The organism is Limosilactobacillus avium (genome assembly GCF_947381485.1).
Lineage (GTDB): Bacteria > Bacillota > Bacilli > Lactobacillales > Lactobacillaceae > Limosilactobacillus > Limosilactobacillus avium.
The window spans coordinates 13,401-32,068 of sequence record NZ_CANCWN010000017.1; the positions used below are offsets into that span (position 1 = coordinate 13,401).

18 protein-coding genes are annotated in these 18,668 nt (G+C 50.4%); 11 read left to right on the plus strand and 7 right to left on the minus strand.

All coding sequences use genetic code 11. The features are described from left to right. The first annotated feature begins 19 nt into the window (after positions 1–19). Positions 20–454 carry a VOC family protein gene (locus QOS01_RS06495; RefSeq protein ID WP_283621622.1) on the plus strand — a complete coding sequence of 145 codons (435 nt, stop codon included), beginning with the start codon at positions 20–22 and terminating at the stop codon, positions 452–454. A 122-nt stretch (positions 455–576) separates the two neighbouring features. On the opposite strand, the gene nrdI is transcribed toward QOS01_RS06495, so the two are convergent. Beyond that, entirely contained in the window at positions 577–1,047 is a 471-nt protein-coding gene (nrdI, locus tag QOS01_RS06500; RefSeq protein WP_283621623.1) for a class Ib ribonucleoside-diphosphate reductase assembly flavoprotein NrdI, read from the minus strand. A 74-nt stretch (positions 1,048–1,121) separates the two neighbouring features. Beyond that, complete coding sequence (locus tag QOS01_RS06505) at positions 1,122–2,489, minus strand: hemolysin family protein (RefSeq protein WP_283621624.1); 1,368 nt, start codon at positions 2,487–2,489, stop codon at positions 1,122–1,124. A 166-nt stretch (positions 2,490–2,655) separates the two neighbouring features. Between QOS01_RS06505 and QOS01_RS06510 the strand changes: the two genes are divergently transcribed. Genes QOS01_RS06510 through QOS01_RS06520 form a run of 3 tightly spaced genes read left to right on the plus strand, consistent with a single transcriptional unit; the run spans position 2,656 to position 4,602 of the window. Beyond that, positions 2,656–3,519, plus strand: a complete 864-nt coding sequence (locus tag QOS01_RS06510; protein ID WP_283621625.1) for a P-loop NTPase family protein — start codon at positions 2,656–2,658, stop codon at positions 3,517–3,519. A gap of 14 nt (positions 3,520–3,533) precedes the next feature. Beyond that, positions 3,534–4,088: an NAD(P)H-binding protein gene (locus QOS01_RS06515; RefSeq protein ID WP_283621626.1), complete on the plus strand. Its 555-nt coding sequence runs from the start codon at positions 3,534–3,536 to the stop codon at positions 4,086–4,088. Further along, positions 4,075–4,602, plus strand: coding sequence for a DUF1836 domain-containing protein (locus QOS01_RS06520; RefSeq protein WP_283621627.1), 528 nt, complete (start codon positions 4,075–4,077; stop codon positions 4,600–4,602). The genes QOS01_RS06515 and QOS01_RS06520 overlap by 14 nt, the downstream gene beginning before the upstream one ends. A gap of 47 nt (positions 4,603–4,649) precedes the next feature. On the opposite strand, the gene QOS01_RS06525 is transcribed toward QOS01_RS06520, so the two are convergent. Then, positions 4,650–5,771 (minus strand): AI-2E family transporter, encoded by a 1,122-nt coding sequence (locus QOS01_RS06525; protein ID WP_283621628.1) that lies wholly within the window; start codon positions 5,769–5,771, stop codon positions 4,650–4,652. 2 nt (positions 5,772–5,773) lie between these two features. Then, positions 5,774–6,613, minus strand: a complete 840-nt coding sequence (locus QOS01_RS06530) for a sugar phosphate isomerase/epimerase family protein (RefSeq protein WP_283621629.1) — start codon at positions 6,611–6,613, stop codon at positions 5,774–5,776. A 125-nt stretch (positions 6,614–6,738) separates the two neighbouring features. Here QOS01_RS06530 and QOS01_RS06535 point away from each other — a divergent pair, with 125 nt between their 5' ends. Then, the gene (locus QOS01_RS06535; protein ID WP_283621630.1) at positions 6,739–7,665 is read left to right on the plus strand and encodes a hypothetical protein; all 927 of its coding nucleotides are present in this window, start codon (positions 6,739–6,741) and stop codon (positions 7,663–7,665) included. A 17-nt stretch (positions 7,666–7,682) separates the two neighbouring features. Then, positions 7,683–8,639, plus strand: coding sequence for an NAD(P)-dependent oxidoreductase (locus QOS01_RS06540; RefSeq protein ID WP_283621631.1), 957 nt, complete (start codon positions 7,683–7,685; stop codon positions 8,637–8,639). Between the two features lie 64 nt (positions 8,640–8,703). Here the strand turns inward: QOS01_RS06540 and QOS01_RS06545 are convergent, their stop codons facing one another. Both QOS01_RS06545 and ybaK read right to left on the minus strand, forming a co-directional pair. Then, on the minus strand, positions 8,704–10,140 hold the full coding sequence (locus QOS01_RS06545) for a C69 family dipeptidase (RefSeq protein WP_283621632.1): 1,437 nt from the start codon (positions 10,138–10,140) through the stop codon (positions 8,704–8,706). Positions 10,141–10,218: 78 nt separating this feature from the next. After that, a complete protein-coding gene (gene ybaK / locus QOS01_RS06550; protein ID WP_283621633.1) occupies positions 10,219–10,725 on the minus strand; it encodes a Cys-tRNA(Pro) deacylase in 507 nt (168 codons plus the stop codon). Between the two features lie 121 nt (positions 10,726–10,846). Here ybaK and QOS01_RS06555 point away from each other — a divergent pair, with 121 nt between their 5' ends. After that, entirely contained in the window at positions 10,847–11,578 is a 732-nt protein-coding gene (locus QOS01_RS06555) for a GntR family transcriptional regulator (protein WP_283621634.1), read from the plus strand. A gap of 161 nt (positions 11,579–11,739) precedes the next feature. On the opposite strand, the gene QOS01_RS06560 is transcribed toward QOS01_RS06555, so the two are convergent. Further along, complete coding sequence (locus QOS01_RS06560) at positions 11,740–12,855, minus strand: acyltransferase family protein (RefSeq protein WP_283621635.1); 1,116 nt, start codon at positions 12,853–12,855, stop codon at positions 11,740–11,742. Between the two features lie 286 nt (positions 12,856–13,141). Here QOS01_RS06560 and QOS01_RS06565 point away from each other — a divergent pair, with 286 nt between their 5' ends. From QOS01_RS06565 to QOS01_RS06580, 4 genes are all read left to right on the plus strand, one after another. Beyond that, positions 13,142–15,553: a phosphoketolase family protein gene (locus QOS01_RS06565; protein ID WP_283621636.1), complete on the plus strand. Its 2,412-nt coding sequence runs from the start codon at positions 13,142–13,144 to the stop codon at positions 15,551–15,553. Positions 15,554–15,691: 138 nt separating this feature from the next. Further along, positions 15,692–17,041 (plus strand): branched-chain amino acid transport system II carrier protein, encoded by a 1,350-nt coding sequence (gene brnQ, locus QOS01_RS06570; RefSeq protein ID WP_283621637.1) that lies wholly within the window; start codon positions 15,692–15,694, stop codon positions 17,039–17,041. A gap of 20 nt (positions 17,042–17,061) precedes the next feature. Continuing rightward, positions 17,062–17,970 (plus strand): ROK family protein, encoded by a 909-nt coding sequence (locus QOS01_RS06575; RefSeq protein ID WP_283621638.1) that lies wholly within the window; start codon positions 17,062–17,064, stop codon positions 17,968–17,970. Between the two features lie 7 nt (positions 17,971–17,977). After that, on the plus strand, positions 17,978–18,646 hold the full coding sequence (locus QOS01_RS06580) for a YczE/YyaS/YitT family protein (RefSeq protein WP_283621639.1): 669 nt from the start codon (positions 17,978–17,980) through the stop codon (positions 18,644–18,646). Positions 18,647–18,668: the final 22 nt, after the last annotated feature.

Consider the following 18,668-nt stretch of genomic DNA (forward strand, 5'->3'; position numbering starts at 1 on the left):
TTTTATACGGAGGAAAATTATGACGGCAAAAATATACCCGTACTTAACGTTTGAAAATGCTAAGGAAGCGATGGACTACTATGTCCAAAACTTTGGGGCCCAGATTACGTATCATCAGCCACTGAGCGAACAGCAGGCAGAAAACATCGGCTTAAGGACCGACAGCCTGACGGACACGACCCTGTACGCTGAATTTTCGGTAGCGGGTCAAAAAATTGTTTGCGCGGACGCAACGATGGGGCATCCCCAAACGTCGACCCTGATTTCGATCATGCTCAACTTTGGTGAGGATAAGAGTAGGGCCCAGCAGTTTTTCAAGCAGCTGGCAGACTCGGATGAACAGCGGGTTACAGTCCCGTTTGGTAACTGGATTAATGGCGGTATGATGGGACAAGTAGTTGACCACTATGGGGTCACCTGGATTATCTGTACGGGTAATGATATCGCGGACTAAGGTAAACAAGATTACTGTTTTTTCCGCGATTACTGTGTAATATTCGAAGAATAAAACGAGGATGGGAAAATGTTTCCCATCCTCGTTTTATTTTAAACCTATTTTGGGGCGTTTAGTGCAGGCTAATCCTTTTCCCGCTTTGTCCATTCCCGGCTCAAGACACCGTAGATTCGTTCAACATCCCGTGAGGTCCCCCGCAGCTCATAGTTGTCAAGAAACGGTGCGTTAAACAATTTAGCGTACTTACGGGCGGTCAGGCAGTACTGTTCGTTGAAGTTCCGGTTCCCACTACCGACGACCCCAATACAGTACTTGGCGTTGTTACCTTCCTCGATGTATTCGCCGAGGGGGGTAGTCATGATTTCAGTGAACCCAGAATCAATTCCGTTACCACCAGTCAAATAAGTGGGCACGAATACGAAAAAGGGTGCTGATTCACTGGCGGGAAGAGTTTGTGGCTCAATTTCCTTAGCATGAATTAATGGGTTGTTCTTATTAATAATATTTTGTTGCTTAGCAAATTTAGATAAACGATTAATAAAAGAGCGGGTATTTCCTTCAAGTGAAATATAAAGGATGTTCATTGTTGTCATTTTGATTCCTCTTTCTGCACTAATTAAACTATCAGCCACCTGTTTAATTATACGATAAAACAGGTGGGGCGGCACTAATTATCTTCGTCTTTTGGCCTTGCTGGTCCTAATTTTTTGACCTTTAGCCAGTCAATATACGAATTCTCGTAGTCCATAATTGTGATTTCTAAACCGTTTAAAGTGATTTGGTCACCTTCACGAACGTGGTCATAGTTTTCCAGAATGTAACCGGAAAGGGTGACAGTATCACTATTTTCGGGCTCGTTAAGTTCCACGTTAAAGAAGCGTTCAAAGTCATAGATGGTTGTTTTGCCATCAACGTGGTAGGTATCAGGACTTAACTGTAAGATCATGTTGTCGGCAACGTTATCGATCTCGTCTCGGACAGTTCCGAACAATTCCTCGTAGATATCCTTATCCGTTACGATTCCGCTGGTTCCCCCGTATCCATCAACCACGACAACCATCGGGACCCGGGTCCTGATCATTTGCTTAAGGACTTCGGTAATTGGCGTATTTTCCGGCGTTGTCGAAAGGTGGCGGAGAACCTTTGCCAATGAGACGTTACCGTTGGTCTGCTTTTGGCGAACTAGGTCGTAGTTGAAGACATAGCCGAGAATCTTGTCCCGGTCGTTATTAGCCACCACGGGGAGGCGGCTGTACTTGGTCTGCAGGTATTCCTTCAGGGCATCGTTAACCGTTTTGGTGATATCAATAACGGCCAGTTGGGTCCGGTAGATCATAATGTCCTTGGCAACCTTGTCGTTAAAGGCGAAGGCCCGCTTCATGTAAACCAGGTCATTGTGCTCCAGGGCACCGCCCTTAACGGCGTTTCGTGACAGGTTAATAATTTCGCTTTGTGATAGCACCTCGTCGTTTTCATCCGCCGGCTTCATCCCCATCAGGCGGACAATCCCGTTGGCAGACGAGTTGAGAAGCCAGACAAAGGGGTAGAAGATCACGTGGAAGTAATGAAGCGGGGTGACCGTCAACATCAGCATCTTAACAGGGATATCGATACTGATGTTTTTCGGGACGATTTCCGTCAGGACCACTTCAAAGTAGGTCAAAATCAGGACACCGACAATGGCACTGATGACGTGGGTCAGGTTGCTGTTGAGGGCAACGCTGGAGGTGTGCAGGGCATCGACGAGTAACCCTTCGATGGTGTCCTCACCGATCCAACCAAGGATAATCCCACAGATGGAAGTCCCTACCTGGGTTGTGGACAGGTACTCGGTCAGGTTGGTAACCATCTTGATAGCCCGCGTAATTTTTACCGATGGCTTGCTCCGCTTTGCCTGCAATTCCTCCAGGGCGGTCACCCGGGTCTGAACGAGGGCAAACTCAGCGGCAACGAAAAACGCTGCGAAAATAAAGGTAATGATGATAATAATGAAATTCATTAGTATCTGACCATTATCCAAAATAACATTCCTCATTTCTGTGTGAAATTAGTTACAATTTATTATTCTACCATTATTTTGGATGAAAAGGCTTAAATGTATTCCAATTTTAGATAATAATTGCCTAACTTTTCCCTGAATTGTCCAGAAAAATGCTAAAATTGAATGGTAATACTAAAGCCACTAACGGGGGGATATTATTGTGAGTAGCGTTGTATTAAATGGGGTAACCTTTGAAGCCAAGTCTGGTGACCAGTTGGAAGACGTTTCAATGGGGCTGGTTTCACCAAAGATGGTGGCTATCTGTAGCAGTGACGATGGTCCGGCCGCGGCCATTGACCAGCTCTTGCTGAGTCAGGGGAATATTATTGATGGCTCGGTTGAAGTTAATGGTCAGGACATCGCCGACTTCCGACGGCACCCAGAGCGGGTGATGGCCTTCTTTGAAAATGTTCAGCTGAAAGGCAAGACGGTTGAAAAGGTCCTCCACCGGGCACTGCGGCATGTGAGTGGGGCCCTAGATGTCGAGCATACCCTCCAGATGCTTTTGCCCCTAGGAATTAAGTACAACATCAAGACGGCCACCCTCAGTGCGGTCCAGCAACAGGAACTAAAGATCATTATCCTGCTTGCCCTGCGCCGCCCCATTGTGGTGTTGGAAGACGCGCTGGACGGCCTGACCGAAAAGTCCCGGCTGATAATTGGCAACCTTATTAAGGATTACACAAGAAAGACCGATTCCCTGGTTATTTTTACCAGTGACAATGTCTCAACAATGATGCGGTTTGCCAACACCATTTACTACTTCAACAGCAACCGCTTGACGTCGGCCCGGGACCTGACGATGAATGACGGGGTCGATTGCACGGTAACCGTTACCGGGACCGGGTTCCCGGTTGAAATGGCGGTTAAGCTGGGCGCCCACATGCTGGAAGAGGCGGAAAACGAAGTCCGCTTCCTGTTTACCGGCAACATTCAAGCCCTCTTGCCGCTACTTGAACAGAGCACGATTACCGATGTCCGGATTGAGGACTCAACGGTTGAAGATGAATTGATGGCCTACTAAGAAGAGGTGATTTAATGGGCAGAACAGTAATTGTTAGTCGTCGCCATGACCAACTGAGTCGCCTGCTCATGGAGCAGCTGTACGACGCGGTTGCCGTCAGTAGCTTTAAAATTGGGTTTAAACGTGGCGACCAGTTATGCTGGCTTGCCCAGCCCGGTGACCCGGTTGACGATGAGGTCCAGGACCTGGCCAAGTTAATTGACCAGTCCGTCTTTTTACCCCGTAAGATTGTCATGCTTTCAATGGCGGGGACCGCTGATGATGCGGACGTTAACCAGCTGAAAAAGTGGTACGGCAAGGGAGCTCAGGAGTACCTGTGGGCCCACCAGTATGCGGTTAAAATGATTGATGAGTTCGAGTTGCCCTACACCATTGTCCGGGCCCTTCCCATTGTGGAAACAACGGCCAAAGCTAAAATCACGGCAGAGGGGCAGGCAATAACGGGGACGGGCGTTAGTGACCGGGCCCTAGCAAAAGTCCTTGGCCAAATCTTGGATAGCGACCAGTATGATGGCCAGTCGATTGGTGTTTCAACCGAAGACGAGGTGGATTACGATGGTAGAAAATAATCAGTATAGGCAGTGGCAAGAACAGTTGGCCCACGTTAAGTTTCCACGTTGGAAGGAACTCCCGGCCCTGGGTTTGTACATTGACCAGGTAGTCACAATCGTTAATGAACAGCTTAGCGGGGTTGGCGTTGAGCCGCTGACCAAGTCAATGGTCAATAACTACGTCAAGAAAAAGATCATTCAGGCGCCCGTCAAGAAGAAGTACGCCGTTAACCAGTTAGTTGACCTTTTGGTTATTGGCTTTTTCAAGTCGAGCTTCTCGATTGAAGAAATTCGGCGGGGAATTGCTCAGGCGACGCTGCAATCTTACCCACAGCAGGCCTATGACCGCTTTGTAACAATCCTTGACCAGAAGCTGGCGGGGAAGAAAGTGGCCGTGGAAAACGCTGATGCCCAGACCGTTGAACTGACGAGCCTGGCAATTGACGCGGTACTGGCCCACCTAAAGGCCATCCACCTAGTACGCGAGATGCGGTGCCAACAGGCTCCCCAGACAGTTGCTAAGAAAAAATGAATAGTTAAAGCCCTTAGTATTCGGTTCACGAATACTAAGGGCTTTTCTTATGTATCTGTTGAATTTTCCTTTGCTCGTTCCCGCTTGCCGACATCGGTGGCAACAATCCGGTAGATGGCAGCGAAGAGGGGAACCGTCAGCATCATGCCGAGAATTCCTGAAATACTCCCGCCGACAATGACGGCGGCAAATACCCAAACGCTGGGGAGACCGATGCTCTTCCCAACCACTAAGGGGTAAGTGACCCGGTTATCAAACTGCTGGAGAAGGATGATGAAGATCAAAAAGATTCCCGCTTTGATTGGGGAAACGGCAAAGATTAGGACGACCCCGATACTGGCCCCCAGGATGGCCCCAACAATTGGAATTAGGGCACCAAAGGCCGTGACCACGCCAATCATGGTGGCGTACGGCATCCGCAGAATGGTCATCCCGATAAAGCAGGCGATTCCCAGAATGGCAGCATCCTTACACTGGCCGACGATGTAGCTGCTGTAACTATCGTCAAAGGTGTGAATGACGTACATCAGGGGGCGCTTAACCTTGGCCAGGTAGGTGTTGATTAAGCGTGAGAACTGGCGGGCCAACATTTCCTTGTAGATAAGGAGGTAGATGGAAAAGAAGAAGGCAATTACGGCCGTGGTGGCAACCGAGACAACGGAAGAGGCGGTTGACATGAGGGCCTTAAACGTGCCGCCAAAGCCATAGGTCAGGTATTTTTGCGCCTTAGCCCAGGAAATGTGGCGGGGGTCAAAATTACGGAGCATCTTTTGGACATTGTCGTTGTTCTCAAAGGTGGCAATGAAGTGGGTAATCACCCGGCTGTGGTTGGTAATCAAAAGCTGGATACAGCTGATGAGCTCGGGAATCACCAGGCGAATAACAATCGCCACAATCGGAAAAATGGTGAAGTAGGAAAGGGCGATTCCCCACAAGCGCTTAAACCGGCGGGCCTTCTTCTGCTTGAACAGGCGCAGGTACAGGTCCTCGTACTGGCGCAAAAGGAGGTTGACGATGTAGGCAATCACGCCACCAATCAAAAGGGGTGTCATGGCGCCCAAAAGTGTACCCGCCCACTTGATGAAGTGGGGCCAAAAGATAATGGCCAGGTAAAGGATGAAGAGGGCGAGCACTAATGAGATGTGCTGCTTGTTAATGTATTTTTTCACGGCTAGTTCTCCTTCTCACGCAGGCGACGGGCAATTCGGCACAGGTAGGCGTGACTATCCAACTGCTCTTGACAGTTACCTTGGTCGCGCAGGTTAATCTCGTAGATACTGGTTGCCTGGGGGTTGAGCAGGGGAAGGACCGGTGCCCAGTCGATTTTGCCCGTCCCCAGGGTCAGGCTATCGTGGGTCAACCCCATCGAATCGACCAGGTGGTAGTGGACAACGGCTGGGGCGAGGTGCTTGAGGGAAGCCTGGAGGCCGCGGTTGTCACCATGCAACTCGATGAAGCAGTGCGAGGTGTCGAACGCCAGCCGATAGTGGTGGCTCAAGATCTCGTCTTCCTCGTCCGGGTCACCATAGGCAAAGACGGGGGCAATCGAGTTTTCAAACATGATCTGATCCCGTCCCGCCCGGGCGAACCGGTCCAACCGCCGGTAAACGGCCTGGCGGGCGGCCTCAACTGATGGGTACAGGGCGACCATGTGCTTGACCTGGTCACCGGAGTAGCCACCGTGAACGAGTACCTGGACGTGGTAGTCATCAGCCAGGCGGATCAGCTGCTCCGTAGTTGTCTCAATAAAGCGGTAGAGGTCAGGATAATCCTTTTCCGGGGCCACCACGTCAGAATGGTAATTGTGGAAGGTCATCGGGTGGTGGAGGACGATGTTTTTAATTCCCTGTGATTGGACGTATTGGATTGCCCGCGCCAGGTGACGGTAATCCTCGGGGGTGAAATCACGGGCGGCCGTAAAGAATTCGTAAACGTGGGGATGGTGCACCAACCGGTCGTCAATTTGTTGGCGGTCGCTGCTCCCCTTTAGCCCCAGCTGTGATTGAAACATATTAAAAGACTCCTTTTTTATTCCTCGTTTCCATCATAGCAGATTTGATAGGTCGTAATGAAAGTCATCTGAATAATAATTTTGTTATAATTGATTTCAGCAATGATGATTCAAGAGGAAGTTAGATGGCAAATTCAGTAAAAAAATCTAAACAGTGTCCTTACAAAAAGCCGCCACTGGCCCTTGTTCCCCTGATTCCCTTAGCCTGGGCCGGGGGATGGATGACGGTTACCAGCGCTTGGCGGGCGAGTGGTCGAATCCTGGCCCCTACCCAGGATTTGCAAGAATCCATTTTGTTACTCTCCGTTCCCGTCTTGGTGGCCAATATTTACAACCTGCTGCTCATTTACAACCAGCCGGTAGCAGTTAAGCAGCGGGGGCACTACCAGGCCCTGGCAGTGGTCAATGCGGTGGTAATGATTGCTGCTTTGGTTCTTGCCTGGGGAGCTCCCGGTCAGGTATTGGCCCCAGCGCGGCTGACCGTTTTGGGCGGCAGCTTCCTGGCCTTGACCAGTATTCAGGCCCTGCTGGGCAACTATTTCGCCCAGGTTACCCGGCTGACCAGCCCCCTCTTCATTCCCTTACCACTCGGGACCGGGGCTCTGATTACCGCTAGTTATCTGTTAGCCCTGGTGACGACCAGCCACGGCCTGTGGCAGCGGGGGCTCATCATTATTTGCCTGGGGGCCCTGGCAATCTTGCTAATTGCTGTGGGGAAAATGATTCCCCGACTGTGGGCCCCACTAGTCACCCGGCGGAGCGGCACCTACCAGTTTTTGAACGGCCTAGTAGTGACGGCCACCCTGGTTGCGGCATTAGCGGGAACGGATAGTTTGGCGACCTACTGGGCGGGCGGCCCCCAGACCCTCTTGATCTTGTGCCTGGCTAATAGCCTAGTCGCGGCCGCCGGCGGACTGGCAATTCTAGCCGCAATGCAACGCTACCGGAACGATTACCGGTACGGTAATGCGGCCCGTCACCCTTACCGCTACGTCTTGCTGGGGTGCTTGACCTTTTTACTGGCCCTACTGTTGTTACTGTGGAAACTTTAAAGACGGGAGGAAATCTGATGGCAAAAGCAAAAATCCTAATTACTGGCGATATCCCGGAGGCGGGACTACAAGAATTACGGCAAAACTTTGATGTCTTCGATAATGCAGCGGTGACCGACCGGCCGTGGATTCTCCGCCACCTCCACGAATTTGACGGGATGATCCTTTCGGGAACCAAGGGTGACCGTGAACTCCTTGATGCCGGGACCAACCTGAAAATCATTTCGACTAAGGGGGATGGCTTTGATAACGTTGATATTGACTACGCAAGGCAAAAGGGAATCGTGGTTGCCCACTGTCCCCATAGTGTCCGCTACTCGACCGCGGAAACTGCCCTAGGCCTGATTCTGGCAACGGCCCGGCGCTTCCACTTTTATGACCACGCAATCCGTGAAGGCAAGTGGCTCGACGTTTCCAACCCGGAGTACATGGGCACGAACCTGGCGGGGAAAACGCTGGGGATCTATGGCTACGGTGGTATTGGTGGTCAGGTCGCCAAGTTCTGCCAGGCCCTGGGGATGAAGGTCCTGTACAATAAGCGACACCGCCTGCCAGCTGCGGAAGAAAAGCGGCGGCAGATTGAGTATGCCGACTTTGCAACCCTGGTTAAGGAATCAGATGTCCTAAGCCTTCACGCGCCAGCGACGCCGGAAACTACCGGGGTATTTAACAAGGCGGTCTTTAAACAGATGAAGAAGACGGCCTTGTTGGTCAATGTTGCCCGGGGGAGCCTGGTCAAGGAAGATGACCTTGTCTGGGCCCTGGAAACGGGTGAAATTGCGGGGGCCGGTCTGGACGTTTACGAACACGAGCCCAAGGTTACTGCCGCGCTCCGCAAGCTTGATAATGTTGTCCTGCTGCCTCACGTGGGGACGGGAACCCCGGCTGCCCGGGTTGCGATGGCCAAGGAGGCGTCGCAAAACCTCATTTCCTACCTCCGCGATGGGGTGGCAATTAATCAGGTAAATAAGTAAAAACAAAGCCGCGACCGGAGAATTTTTTCTCTAGTCACGGCTTTGCTCTATTTTTAGTTTCTAATTACAGGTTCTTGTCCATGTTGAAGGTCAGCTTGGAAAGCTCTAGGCCGTGCATGATCAGTTCAGCCATCAGTTTCTTAGTCCGCTTGGCCATTTCGGCGACCATTTCGTGGGTCCGGTCACTCAAGAACTGGTTGACTTCCTTAGGATCCATCCCCTCAACCTGGTGGGCAACCTTGTTTACCCACCGGTAGAAGTACTCCCGGCTGTCCTTTAAGTAGTCGAGGTCGGCCTGGGTAAATTCAGCATGGTGGGATTCAACGATCATCGAGAGGGCCCGGTACATCCAGTAGGCACTCTTGAAGTCCATGTTGAGCTTCTTCGGCGTTTCCCGGTAGCTAACGTCAATGTCGTCGGCGTTCCCAAAGAATGGGACATATGGGGTGAAGGTTGGCACCCCAAAGGACATCCACATGATGGTTGAGGCTGCTTCAGGCAGGTCGTTGCGAATCTGCAGGACGTGTGAATTCTGGGTCCGGTTCAAGGAGATTGGCCGGAACATTTCCCGTTCCTGCTTACTACCTTCATGACCCAGCGGATCGTAAGGGGTGCCCTGGTAGTGACTGCTGAGAACGTCTTGGACATCCTTCAGGGTCAACTTCCGGTCACTCCGCATGATGAACGGCAGGTCAAAGTCCAACGGGTCCTGTTCAACACCCGGGTTGAGCAGTTTGTGACCGTACCACTGCCGGGGTGTGTTGTAGTGCTGGTCAAAGACATCGGCGGTCCCGAAGATGTGACGGAAGTTCCAGCTATGCTTGTCCGGGTTCAGGTTGTTCTTCTCAACGAATTCTTGGATGCCGTCGGACCACATAAAGTTGGCCGGATCATCGAAGTCCACCTGTTGGATGGCAATCCGGTTACCAGTAACGGCGTAAGCATCATCAGGAATCCGCTGGGCAACCCATTGGTGACCAGTGACGATTTCCATGTACCAGACGTCGTTCTTGTCGGCAAAGATGACCCCGTTTCCTTCGGCAGAACCGTACTTGGCAATTAACTGACCGAGATATTCAACCCCGTTCTTGGCACTGTCAATAAACGGGAGGGTTGCCGCCACAATCAGGTCTTCGTTGATCCCGGTTTCGGTGTTCAGGGGGTCAACCGCCAGGACCCGCTCGTTAGCGTAGACACTTTCGGTGGCACTCATCCCAACGTTCTTTTCGTTAAAGCCGCTCTCGTCAAAGACCCCTTCTTTTTCGTAGTTAACGTTTGGGGTCCCTTGGTAACGGTAACCATCGGCAGGACGGTCAACCACACACTTGTTGAGGTAGGCCTTTACCTGGTTGGGGTGGTCATGGTAGGCCGGATAAGTGACAAAACGTTGGGGCGTAAGGGGAGCGAAGGTATCATCGTTCCGGGCCGCCATGACGGAGCCGTCAATGGTGGCACTCTTTCCCACAAGGACCGTTGTACAAGCGGATAAGTTCTTCTTCATTTCTTCAAAACCTTTCTTTTATTAAGATACTTATACTTTAAGCTTATTCAGAAAACGGGTCAATTACTTCACCCGGGGTTACTTTTGCTCCAGGTCGGCAAACTTGGCGTGGACGAGCTTGGCGAGGTCGGTGGCATTCAGGCAGACGGACCGACCAATCTTACCGGACGAAACGTAGATCTCCCCTTGTTCTTCGGCAACCTGGTCGATGAAGATCGGGTACTGGTACTTTTCGTAAATCCCCACGGGTGTGTTGGCGCCATGGACGTAGCCGGTCGTCTTCAGGAGCTTCTTCAAAGGCACCATGTTAACCTTCTTGTTGCCGGAGACCTTGGCGAGCTTCTTTTCGTCCAGGTGGGTGTCAATCGGCAAGACCCCCACGAGTGGGCCGGTGACGTTTCCGGACAGGACCAGGGTCTTGTAGACGGTATGCTCATCGACTCCGGTGTGGTCCACCGTCATTGTCCGCACGTCCCCATCCTGGTGGGTTGGAAATTCTGCCTGCTTGTAGGCAATCTTATTTTTGTCCAGGATCTGCTCAACCTGGGTCTTTTTCAACTTGCTTTTTTTGTTCTTTTTACTCATAATAAAACTCCTTTTTTAATCTGGAACGGACCAATATTTCACAAAAAGGTCCCAATTTGAAATAGGTCTGTTATACTAGTAGTGAAATAAGCGGGACACATCGACCGGAGGAGTTAACGATATGGCAGATTTAGTATATCGCTCCGTAATGCGCGATATAAAACAAAAAATCTTGAAAAACCAATACGAGGGGATGCGCCTCCCCGACGAGCGAAGCCTCAGTGAAACCTACGGAGTAAGCCGGAGCTCAATCAAGCGGGCCCTGGGAATTCTTGCCCAGCAAGGGATCATCTTTAAAAAGCGGGGGTCAGGAACCTTTATTAACCCCCTCTACCTGAAAAACCAATCTCTTTTTCACTATGAGGGCAGCAATTTAGGGGTTACTGATAGTTTCCAAGTTGCCGGTAAAAAGCAGCGTATCCAGTTGCTCAACTACCAAGTTATTCCCGCCAGTGAAGATATTCAAGAGGAACTCTTCCTTAATGATAACGATTTTGTATACCAAATCAAACGGCTGCGTTTGATTGATGACCAGCCGTTTATGATTGAGACCGGCTTTATTCCCATCAAGATCGTGCCCACCCTGTCACCAGCGATTGTCAACAGCTCGATTTTTAACTACCTGGAAGACAGCATGGGTAAGCGGGTAACCAAGTCATTTACGACCATCAGCGTGGCCCCGTCAACGGCGGATGACCAGCACTTGCTGAAATTAAAGCCGACGGAGCCAGTGGGCATTATGGACGGGGTCTTCTTCTTAGATGATGGAACCCCGTTTGAGGTCTCCAGCATGCGGATCCACTACCAGTACATGCGGTACAGCACATTCATCAACTTAGACCAGGAAGGATAATAAAACAAGCTGGGAAAAAAGCTTCAGAGTGCTCCGTAGCTAGACATTAGGAGCACGCTTCGAAGCGGAGCAAGCCTATTTGGTTTTTCCGCGATTACTGTGTAATATTCGAAGAACTAAAACAAGCTGGGAGAAAACTTTGTTTTCTCCCAGCTTGTTTATTATCCATTTACTAGGTGGCGGACATTCAATACCCGCTTAATCCTTGTCCAAGTTAGATGAGCACAATAGGAGAATGCAAAGGACAGGGTGATCGTCAGAATAACGAGCAGGGGGAACTTAACCGCGAGAAATAGGTGGGGAACGAAATGATTAATTCCCTGCCAACACCAGTAAAGCCAAAAGACGTGACCCAGGTATGACCGGTGGGCGTACAGGGCGACCCAGTGAATGAAGGGGAGCCACTGGTTCCGAAACTTCTGCATGTAAGAAGCAAGGGTGACGATCAGGCCAATCGTACTCAAATTATAGAAGATCATCGATGGCAGGTAGTAGGGAGCGTTGGTTAATTTAACCGGGACCCCGTACCCAAAGAAGTTGATGGTGACAAAGTAAAAGAGGACCAACCAGCAGACAATCTGGGTTAGCCAGTGACGCATCAGAAAGGGCAGTAGCTGTTTATAGAACTTGCAGAGGAGGGTGCCGGCAACCCCAAAGATCAAGAAGCTTAAGAAGCAGCGGTCAATGAGGTACCAGTTCTTTGCTTCGGGGCCGTGGAAGACCTGGTACTCGTAGAGCCAGTGCCAACCGAGTTCAAAAACCAGTGCCAACAAAAAGGCACTGACCCCGCGACGGGGATGATTTTGGACGACCCGGGCGAGCCACCAAAAGAACGGCATCAGGATGATGAATTGAAGCATCATTACGTTATACCAGAGGTGGGGTGCGGCGTTCCCGTTGATAAACTGCCAGCAGAACTGCCGCCAGTCATGGTAGTGACGGTGCTGTTGGACCTGGGGCAGGACCAGGAGGTAGACAGCGGTCCATAAAATAGAAGGAACAAAGAGGACGTGCCAGCGATTCCGCATGAAACGCGGGTAGTCCCGTAACCTTGCCTGGGGGTGGGTCCGGATTGTTGAGAACAGGATCCCAAAGATAAAGGCCGAAGCACTAAACTTTACTGCCTCGTAGATTCCACCGAGAAAAAACTGTTGACCAACGGGGAGGTTGCCCACCATCAAGAAGCTAATTACCGACTGCGTCATTACGGTGGTGACGGCCATTAACTTTTCAAAATCACCAATATCAGCCTGGTTAAGTGTGTCGAGATCTGCCATTTTTTGCCTGCCTTCCAAATTAAAAATATTACATTTTTAAGTATACAGCATTCATTAAAAGCGGCGTTAATAAGGGCTTATTAGCCACATTACGGCAATTTTCGTAATACGGGAAACTTAAAGGACGGGTTAAAATTATTAAAATTTGGTAATTGGACCGTATCAATTTTCAAAAAGGTTGACTTTAAACAAAAACAGTTTATCATAATACTTGTAAATTGAATGATTTACGTTAGTTGTTTCAAGCACGAACGTATTTATTTATTCAGAAGGAGTGTTTATTAGAATGGCAGTAGATTACGATTCCAAGCAATACTTGGAAAGTGTTGACGCTTACTGGCGTGCAGCCAACTACCTTTCAGTTGGTACTTTGTTCTTAATGAACGACCCATTATTACGTCAACCATTACAAGCAAAAGACGTTAAGCCTAAGCCAATTGGTCACTGGGGTACGATTGTTCCTCAAAACTTCATTTACGCCCACTTGAACCGGGTAATCAAGAAGTACGACCTTGACATGTTCTACATCGAAGGTTCCGGTCACGGTGGCCAAGTTATGGTTAACAACTCATACTTGGACGGTTCCTACACCGAAATTTACCCAGAATTTACTCAAGACGAAAAGGGAATGGCTAAGTTATTCAAGCACTTCTCATTCCCAGGTGGTACTGCATCACACGCTGCCCCTGAAACTCCAGGTTCAATCCACGAAGGTGGGGAACTTGGTTACTCACTTTCACACGGTGTTGGTGCTATTTTAGATAACCCAGATGTTATCGCCGCTGTTGAAATTGGTGATGGTGAATCCGAAACTGGTCCACTGGCCGCTTCATGGTTCTCTGACAAGTTCATCAACCCAATCAAGGATGGTGCCGTATTACCAATCATCCAAATCAACGGTTTCAAGATTTCTAACCCAACTATCCTTTCCCGGATGAGCGACGAAGAACTTACTAAGTACTTCGAAGGTATGGGTTGGGAACCACACTTTGTTTCCGCATACAAGGAAGCTGACCGTGATGGTGAATTCAACGGTTACAAGGATCACATGCAGGTTCACGAAGAAATGGCTAAGACCCTTGACACTGTTATCGAAAAGATCAAGGCTATTCAAAAGAATGCTCGTGAAAACAACGATGACTCACTGCCAACTTGGCCAATGATCATCCTGCGTGCTCCTAAGGGTTGGACTGGTCCTAAGAAGGACTTGGATGGTAACCCAATCGAAAACTCATTCCGTGCTCACCAGATTCCTATTCCGGTTTCCCAAGACAATATGGAACACAAGGACATGCTGGTTGACTGGATGAAGTCATACAAGCCTGAAGAATTGTTCGATGAAAATGGTCACCCAGTTGACTTAGTTGAACAAAACACTCCAGATGGCAACAAGCGGATGGCTATGAACCCAATCACTAACGGTGGTATCGATCCAAAGCCATTAGTATTGCCTAACTACCGTGACTTCGCCGTTGACGTTCAAACACCAGGTTCTGTTGTAAAGCAAGACATGCTTGAATGGGGTAAGTACCTCAGCAAGATGGCTGAACTGAACCCAGACACGTTCCGTGGCTTCGGTCCAGATGAATCCAAGTCTAACCGTCTTTACGCATTCCTTGACAACGACAAGCGTCAATGGATGGAAGGTATCCACGAACCAAACGACGAAAACCTTTCTCACGAAGGTCGGATGATTGATTCTCAACTTTCCGAACACCAAGCAGAAGGATTCCTCGAAGGTTACACTCTGACTGGTCGTCACGGATTCTTCGCAACCTACGAAGCCTTTGGCCGGGTTGTTGACTCCATGCTGACTCAACACATGAAGTGGTTACGGAAGGCTAAGGATCTCTACTGGCGTAAGCAATACCCAGCACTGAACTTCGTTGATACTTCAACTGTCTTCCAACAAGACCACAACGGTTACACTCACCAAGATCCAGGTCTGTTGACTCACATGTTCGAAAAGGAACGTCCAGACCTTGTTAAGGAATACCTGCCAGCAGATACTAACTCCCTGATGGCCGTATCCAACAAGGCATTCAACGACCAAGAATGCATCAACATCTTCGTAACTTCCAAGCACCCACGTGCACAATGGTTCTCCATTGACGAAGCTACTGAATTAGTTGACAACGGTCTTGGCTACATCAACTGGGCTTCTACTGACCAAGGTAGCGAACCAGATGTTGTCTTCGCTTCTGCAGGTACTGAACCTACTGAAGAATCTCTTGCCGCTATCGACATTCTTCACGACAACTTCCCTGAACTGAAGATTCGTTACATCAACATCATCGAAATCATGAAGTTGATGAAGCAAGACAAGAACCCAGAAGGTCTGTCAGACGCAGAATTCAACCAATACTTCACTACTGACAAGCCAGTTATCTTCGCATGGCACGGCTTCCGTGACATGATCCAAGCTCTGTTCTTCGAACGTGCTAACCACAACCTTCACATTCACTCATACGAAGAAAATGGTGACATCACCACTCCATTCGACATGCGTGTATTGAACGAACTGGACCGGTTCCACTTGGCTAAGGACGCTATCCAAAACATCCCTGGCTACGAACAAAAGGGTGCTGCATTTGTTGCCAAGATGGACAACATGATCAACAAGCACAACCACTACATCCGTTCAGAAGGTAAGGACTTACCAGAAGTTACTAACTGGACTTGGAAGGGTCTTAAGTAATCATCTGCTGATTACTAATTAAACACTTATCAAATATGAAAAGCGCGCTAACGCAATGTTGGCGCGCTTTTTTTGCCCTTTACCCAGTCATCGCTAATCAGATATAATTAGTTGGATTGAAATGAGGAGGAGAGTTTGATGGATAAAAAGCAAACGGGGCTTCAGACCTACCTGGTAATTGGGTCCCTCGTCTTTGGAATGATATTTGGCGCGGGGAACCTGGTCTTTCCTGTCCACCTGGGGCAGCTCGCCGGTAGTAACTGGGGGCCGGCCGCCCTGGGCTTCATCACTTCGGGAGTTTTACTCCCCTTGCTGGCCTTGTTGGCCCTGAGTGTAACCCATACTCGGGGACTATTCGAGCTCGCCCAGCCGGTGGGGGGCTGGTTTGCCCTGATCTTTTTGGTCTGTGTCCACGCCACGATTGGCCCCCTCTGTGCGACCCCCCGGACGGCAACGGTTCCCTACGCAATCGGGGTTGCTCCCTACTTGTCGAAGGGGATGCAACCAGTCGGCCTGGCCCTTTACACCGGGGCGTTCTTCCTCTTGACCTACTTCTTTGCGACCAAGGAAGGAAAGGTGACGGCGGTGATTGGGAAGGTCCTTAACCCGGCCTTTTTGGTGATGCTGCTTGTAATTTTTCTCCTGGCCTTTATCCACCCGATGGGGAAACTATCTGCACCGGCGCCAACCACCAGCTACCTGCACCAAGCGTTTGCTAACGGGTTCCTGCAGGGGTACAACACGATGGATGCCCTGGCAATGCTAATCTTTGGGGTAACCATCATTGCTGCTGTCCAGCAGATGGGCTTTTCAAAGGAAAAAGTTGCCCTGGCGACGGCTAAGGGGGGCCTGGTCGGAATCGCTGGTGTGGGGGTTCTTTACTTCGGCTTGATTTACCTCGGCACCACCAGTCGTAACCAGTTTACGGTTGCAAGCAACGGGGGGACGACCCTCAACCAGGTGGCCCATTTTTACCTGGGAACCTTTGGCAATGCCCTCCTGTTGACCCTCGCCACGGTAACCTGCCTAACCACGGCGATGGGGTTGGTGATTGCCTTCTCCCAGGACTTTCATAGTCGCTTCCCCCAGGTGTCTTACAGGAACTTTTTACGGGTCAACTGCCTGCTTTCGTTTCTGATTGCCAACCTGGGCCTCGACCAGATTGTTACCTGGTCAGCGCCCGTCTTGATGTTCCTGTACCCACTGGCAATTGTCTTAATTCTGCTGGCTATCTTGTCACCCCTGTTTAAAAATAACCCGCTGGTCTACCGCTGGACCCTGGCCTTGACCGTCTTCCCCGCATTCTTTGACCTGGTCAACGCCCTGCCACCGGTTCTTCTGAAGCTGGGCTTTAACCAGGCCCTAGTAAAGTGGGCGGGACACACCCTGCCGCTTTTTCAACTTGGTCTGGCCTGGGTACCGTTTTCTGTAGTTGGCTTTGCACTCGGCTTGGCTGCCTGGCGGTGGCGGCGTTATAATACTAACTAATTACGCAGGGGAGTGATCAGATGCAACGTCACTATTTAAGTATTGATATTGGGGGAACCGCCATCAAGAGTGCCCTAATCGATCATTCTGGAAATATTATTAAAACGGCTAAAACCGCTACCCCGACCAGTGCCAACGCTTTTTTAGCTATCCTTGGGCAACTGGTGCGTGACCACCCGGGTGTCCGTGCGGTCTGTGTGAGTGTCCCGGGAATCGTCAACCACCACAGTGGCCAGGTTAAGTTTACGGGGGCCCTCGGCTTCATGGGGGAGTTCAACTTGGCCAGCTACCTCAAAAAGATTGCCCAGCTCCCCGTCTACGTGGGCAATGATGCTAATTGTGCAACCCTTGCTGAGATGTGGCTGGGCAACTTGCGGGGCCTAAATAGTGGGGCGGTAGTGACCCTTGGTACGTCGGTAGGGGGCGGACTGATGATCAATGGTCAGCTCTTTGTGGGTCCCCACTTCCGGGCCGGTGAAATCAGCGCAATTGTTAACAACCACGACCATACGGATATTCACGAGTCGACGGTGGGCGCCAGCACCTCAGCGGTAAAAATGGTCAAGGCGGTCGCCACGGCGTGTGGCCTGCCGGATGTAAAGGATGGGCGCCGGGCCTTCGTCGAGATCAACAACCATAACCCGCGGGCCTGGGATATCTTTGCGGCCTTTTGCCGGCGGGTAGCGGTCCTGCTGGTGAATGTCCAGGCAGTTATTGACCTAGAGCGGGTCCTGATCGGTGGGGGAATCAGCGCCCAACCAGTGGTAGTGACCGAGATTCGCCACCAGTTTCAACTACTCCAGGAGGGGGACCGCCGCCTGCACGACGATATCATTATGCCGGATATTCAAAAGGCCAAGTTTGGTAACGAAGCGAACCTATTGGGGGCGCTGTATGGCTTACTGTTACGAATAGATAGGGGAGAATGAGGATTTAATGAATAAGAACAATACGATGCCGACACGCCTATTTGCCCTAGTCGTGGGACTGGTGGTGAACGCCCTTGGTAACGGCCTAACGGTGGCGACTAACATGGGGGCGGCGCCGTGGACGGCCGCCGAGGTTAACCTGGCCTATATGGCCCACATTTCGGTTGGGTTAATGATGTTTTTCGTGGGGGTCCTGGTGGCAATTACCAACCAGCTGCTGATTCGGCAGTGGGATAAGTGGCGCTTCTTCGGTGAAGTTGCCTTTATCGCGGGTTTTAGCTACTTCATTGATGTCTTTATCGCCCTCTTCAACTGGCTCAAGGTTCCGCAGTTGGCAATTTGGTGGCAGACCCTCCTGTGCCTGGTGGGAATCGTGGTCTTCTGTACCGCCATTTCCCTTTACCAGCGGGCCAACCTAATTATGCACCCCAATGATGATACGACCAACATCCTGCGCTTCCTCTACTTCAAGGGCCGGGTCGGGACCGCCCAGTTGGTCAACTTTATGGTCCCCATCATTATGATTCCCATTGCGTGGATCATAACCCGTCACATCTACTCGGTTAATATTGGGACCCTCCTTTGTATCCTGTTTAACGGTCCCCTGATTGGCCAGGCGGACCAGCATGTCTGGCATGGCCTCCACCATAATTTCCGGGTAAAGACGCAAAAGTAGAAATAGACCAGTAAACGGTTGA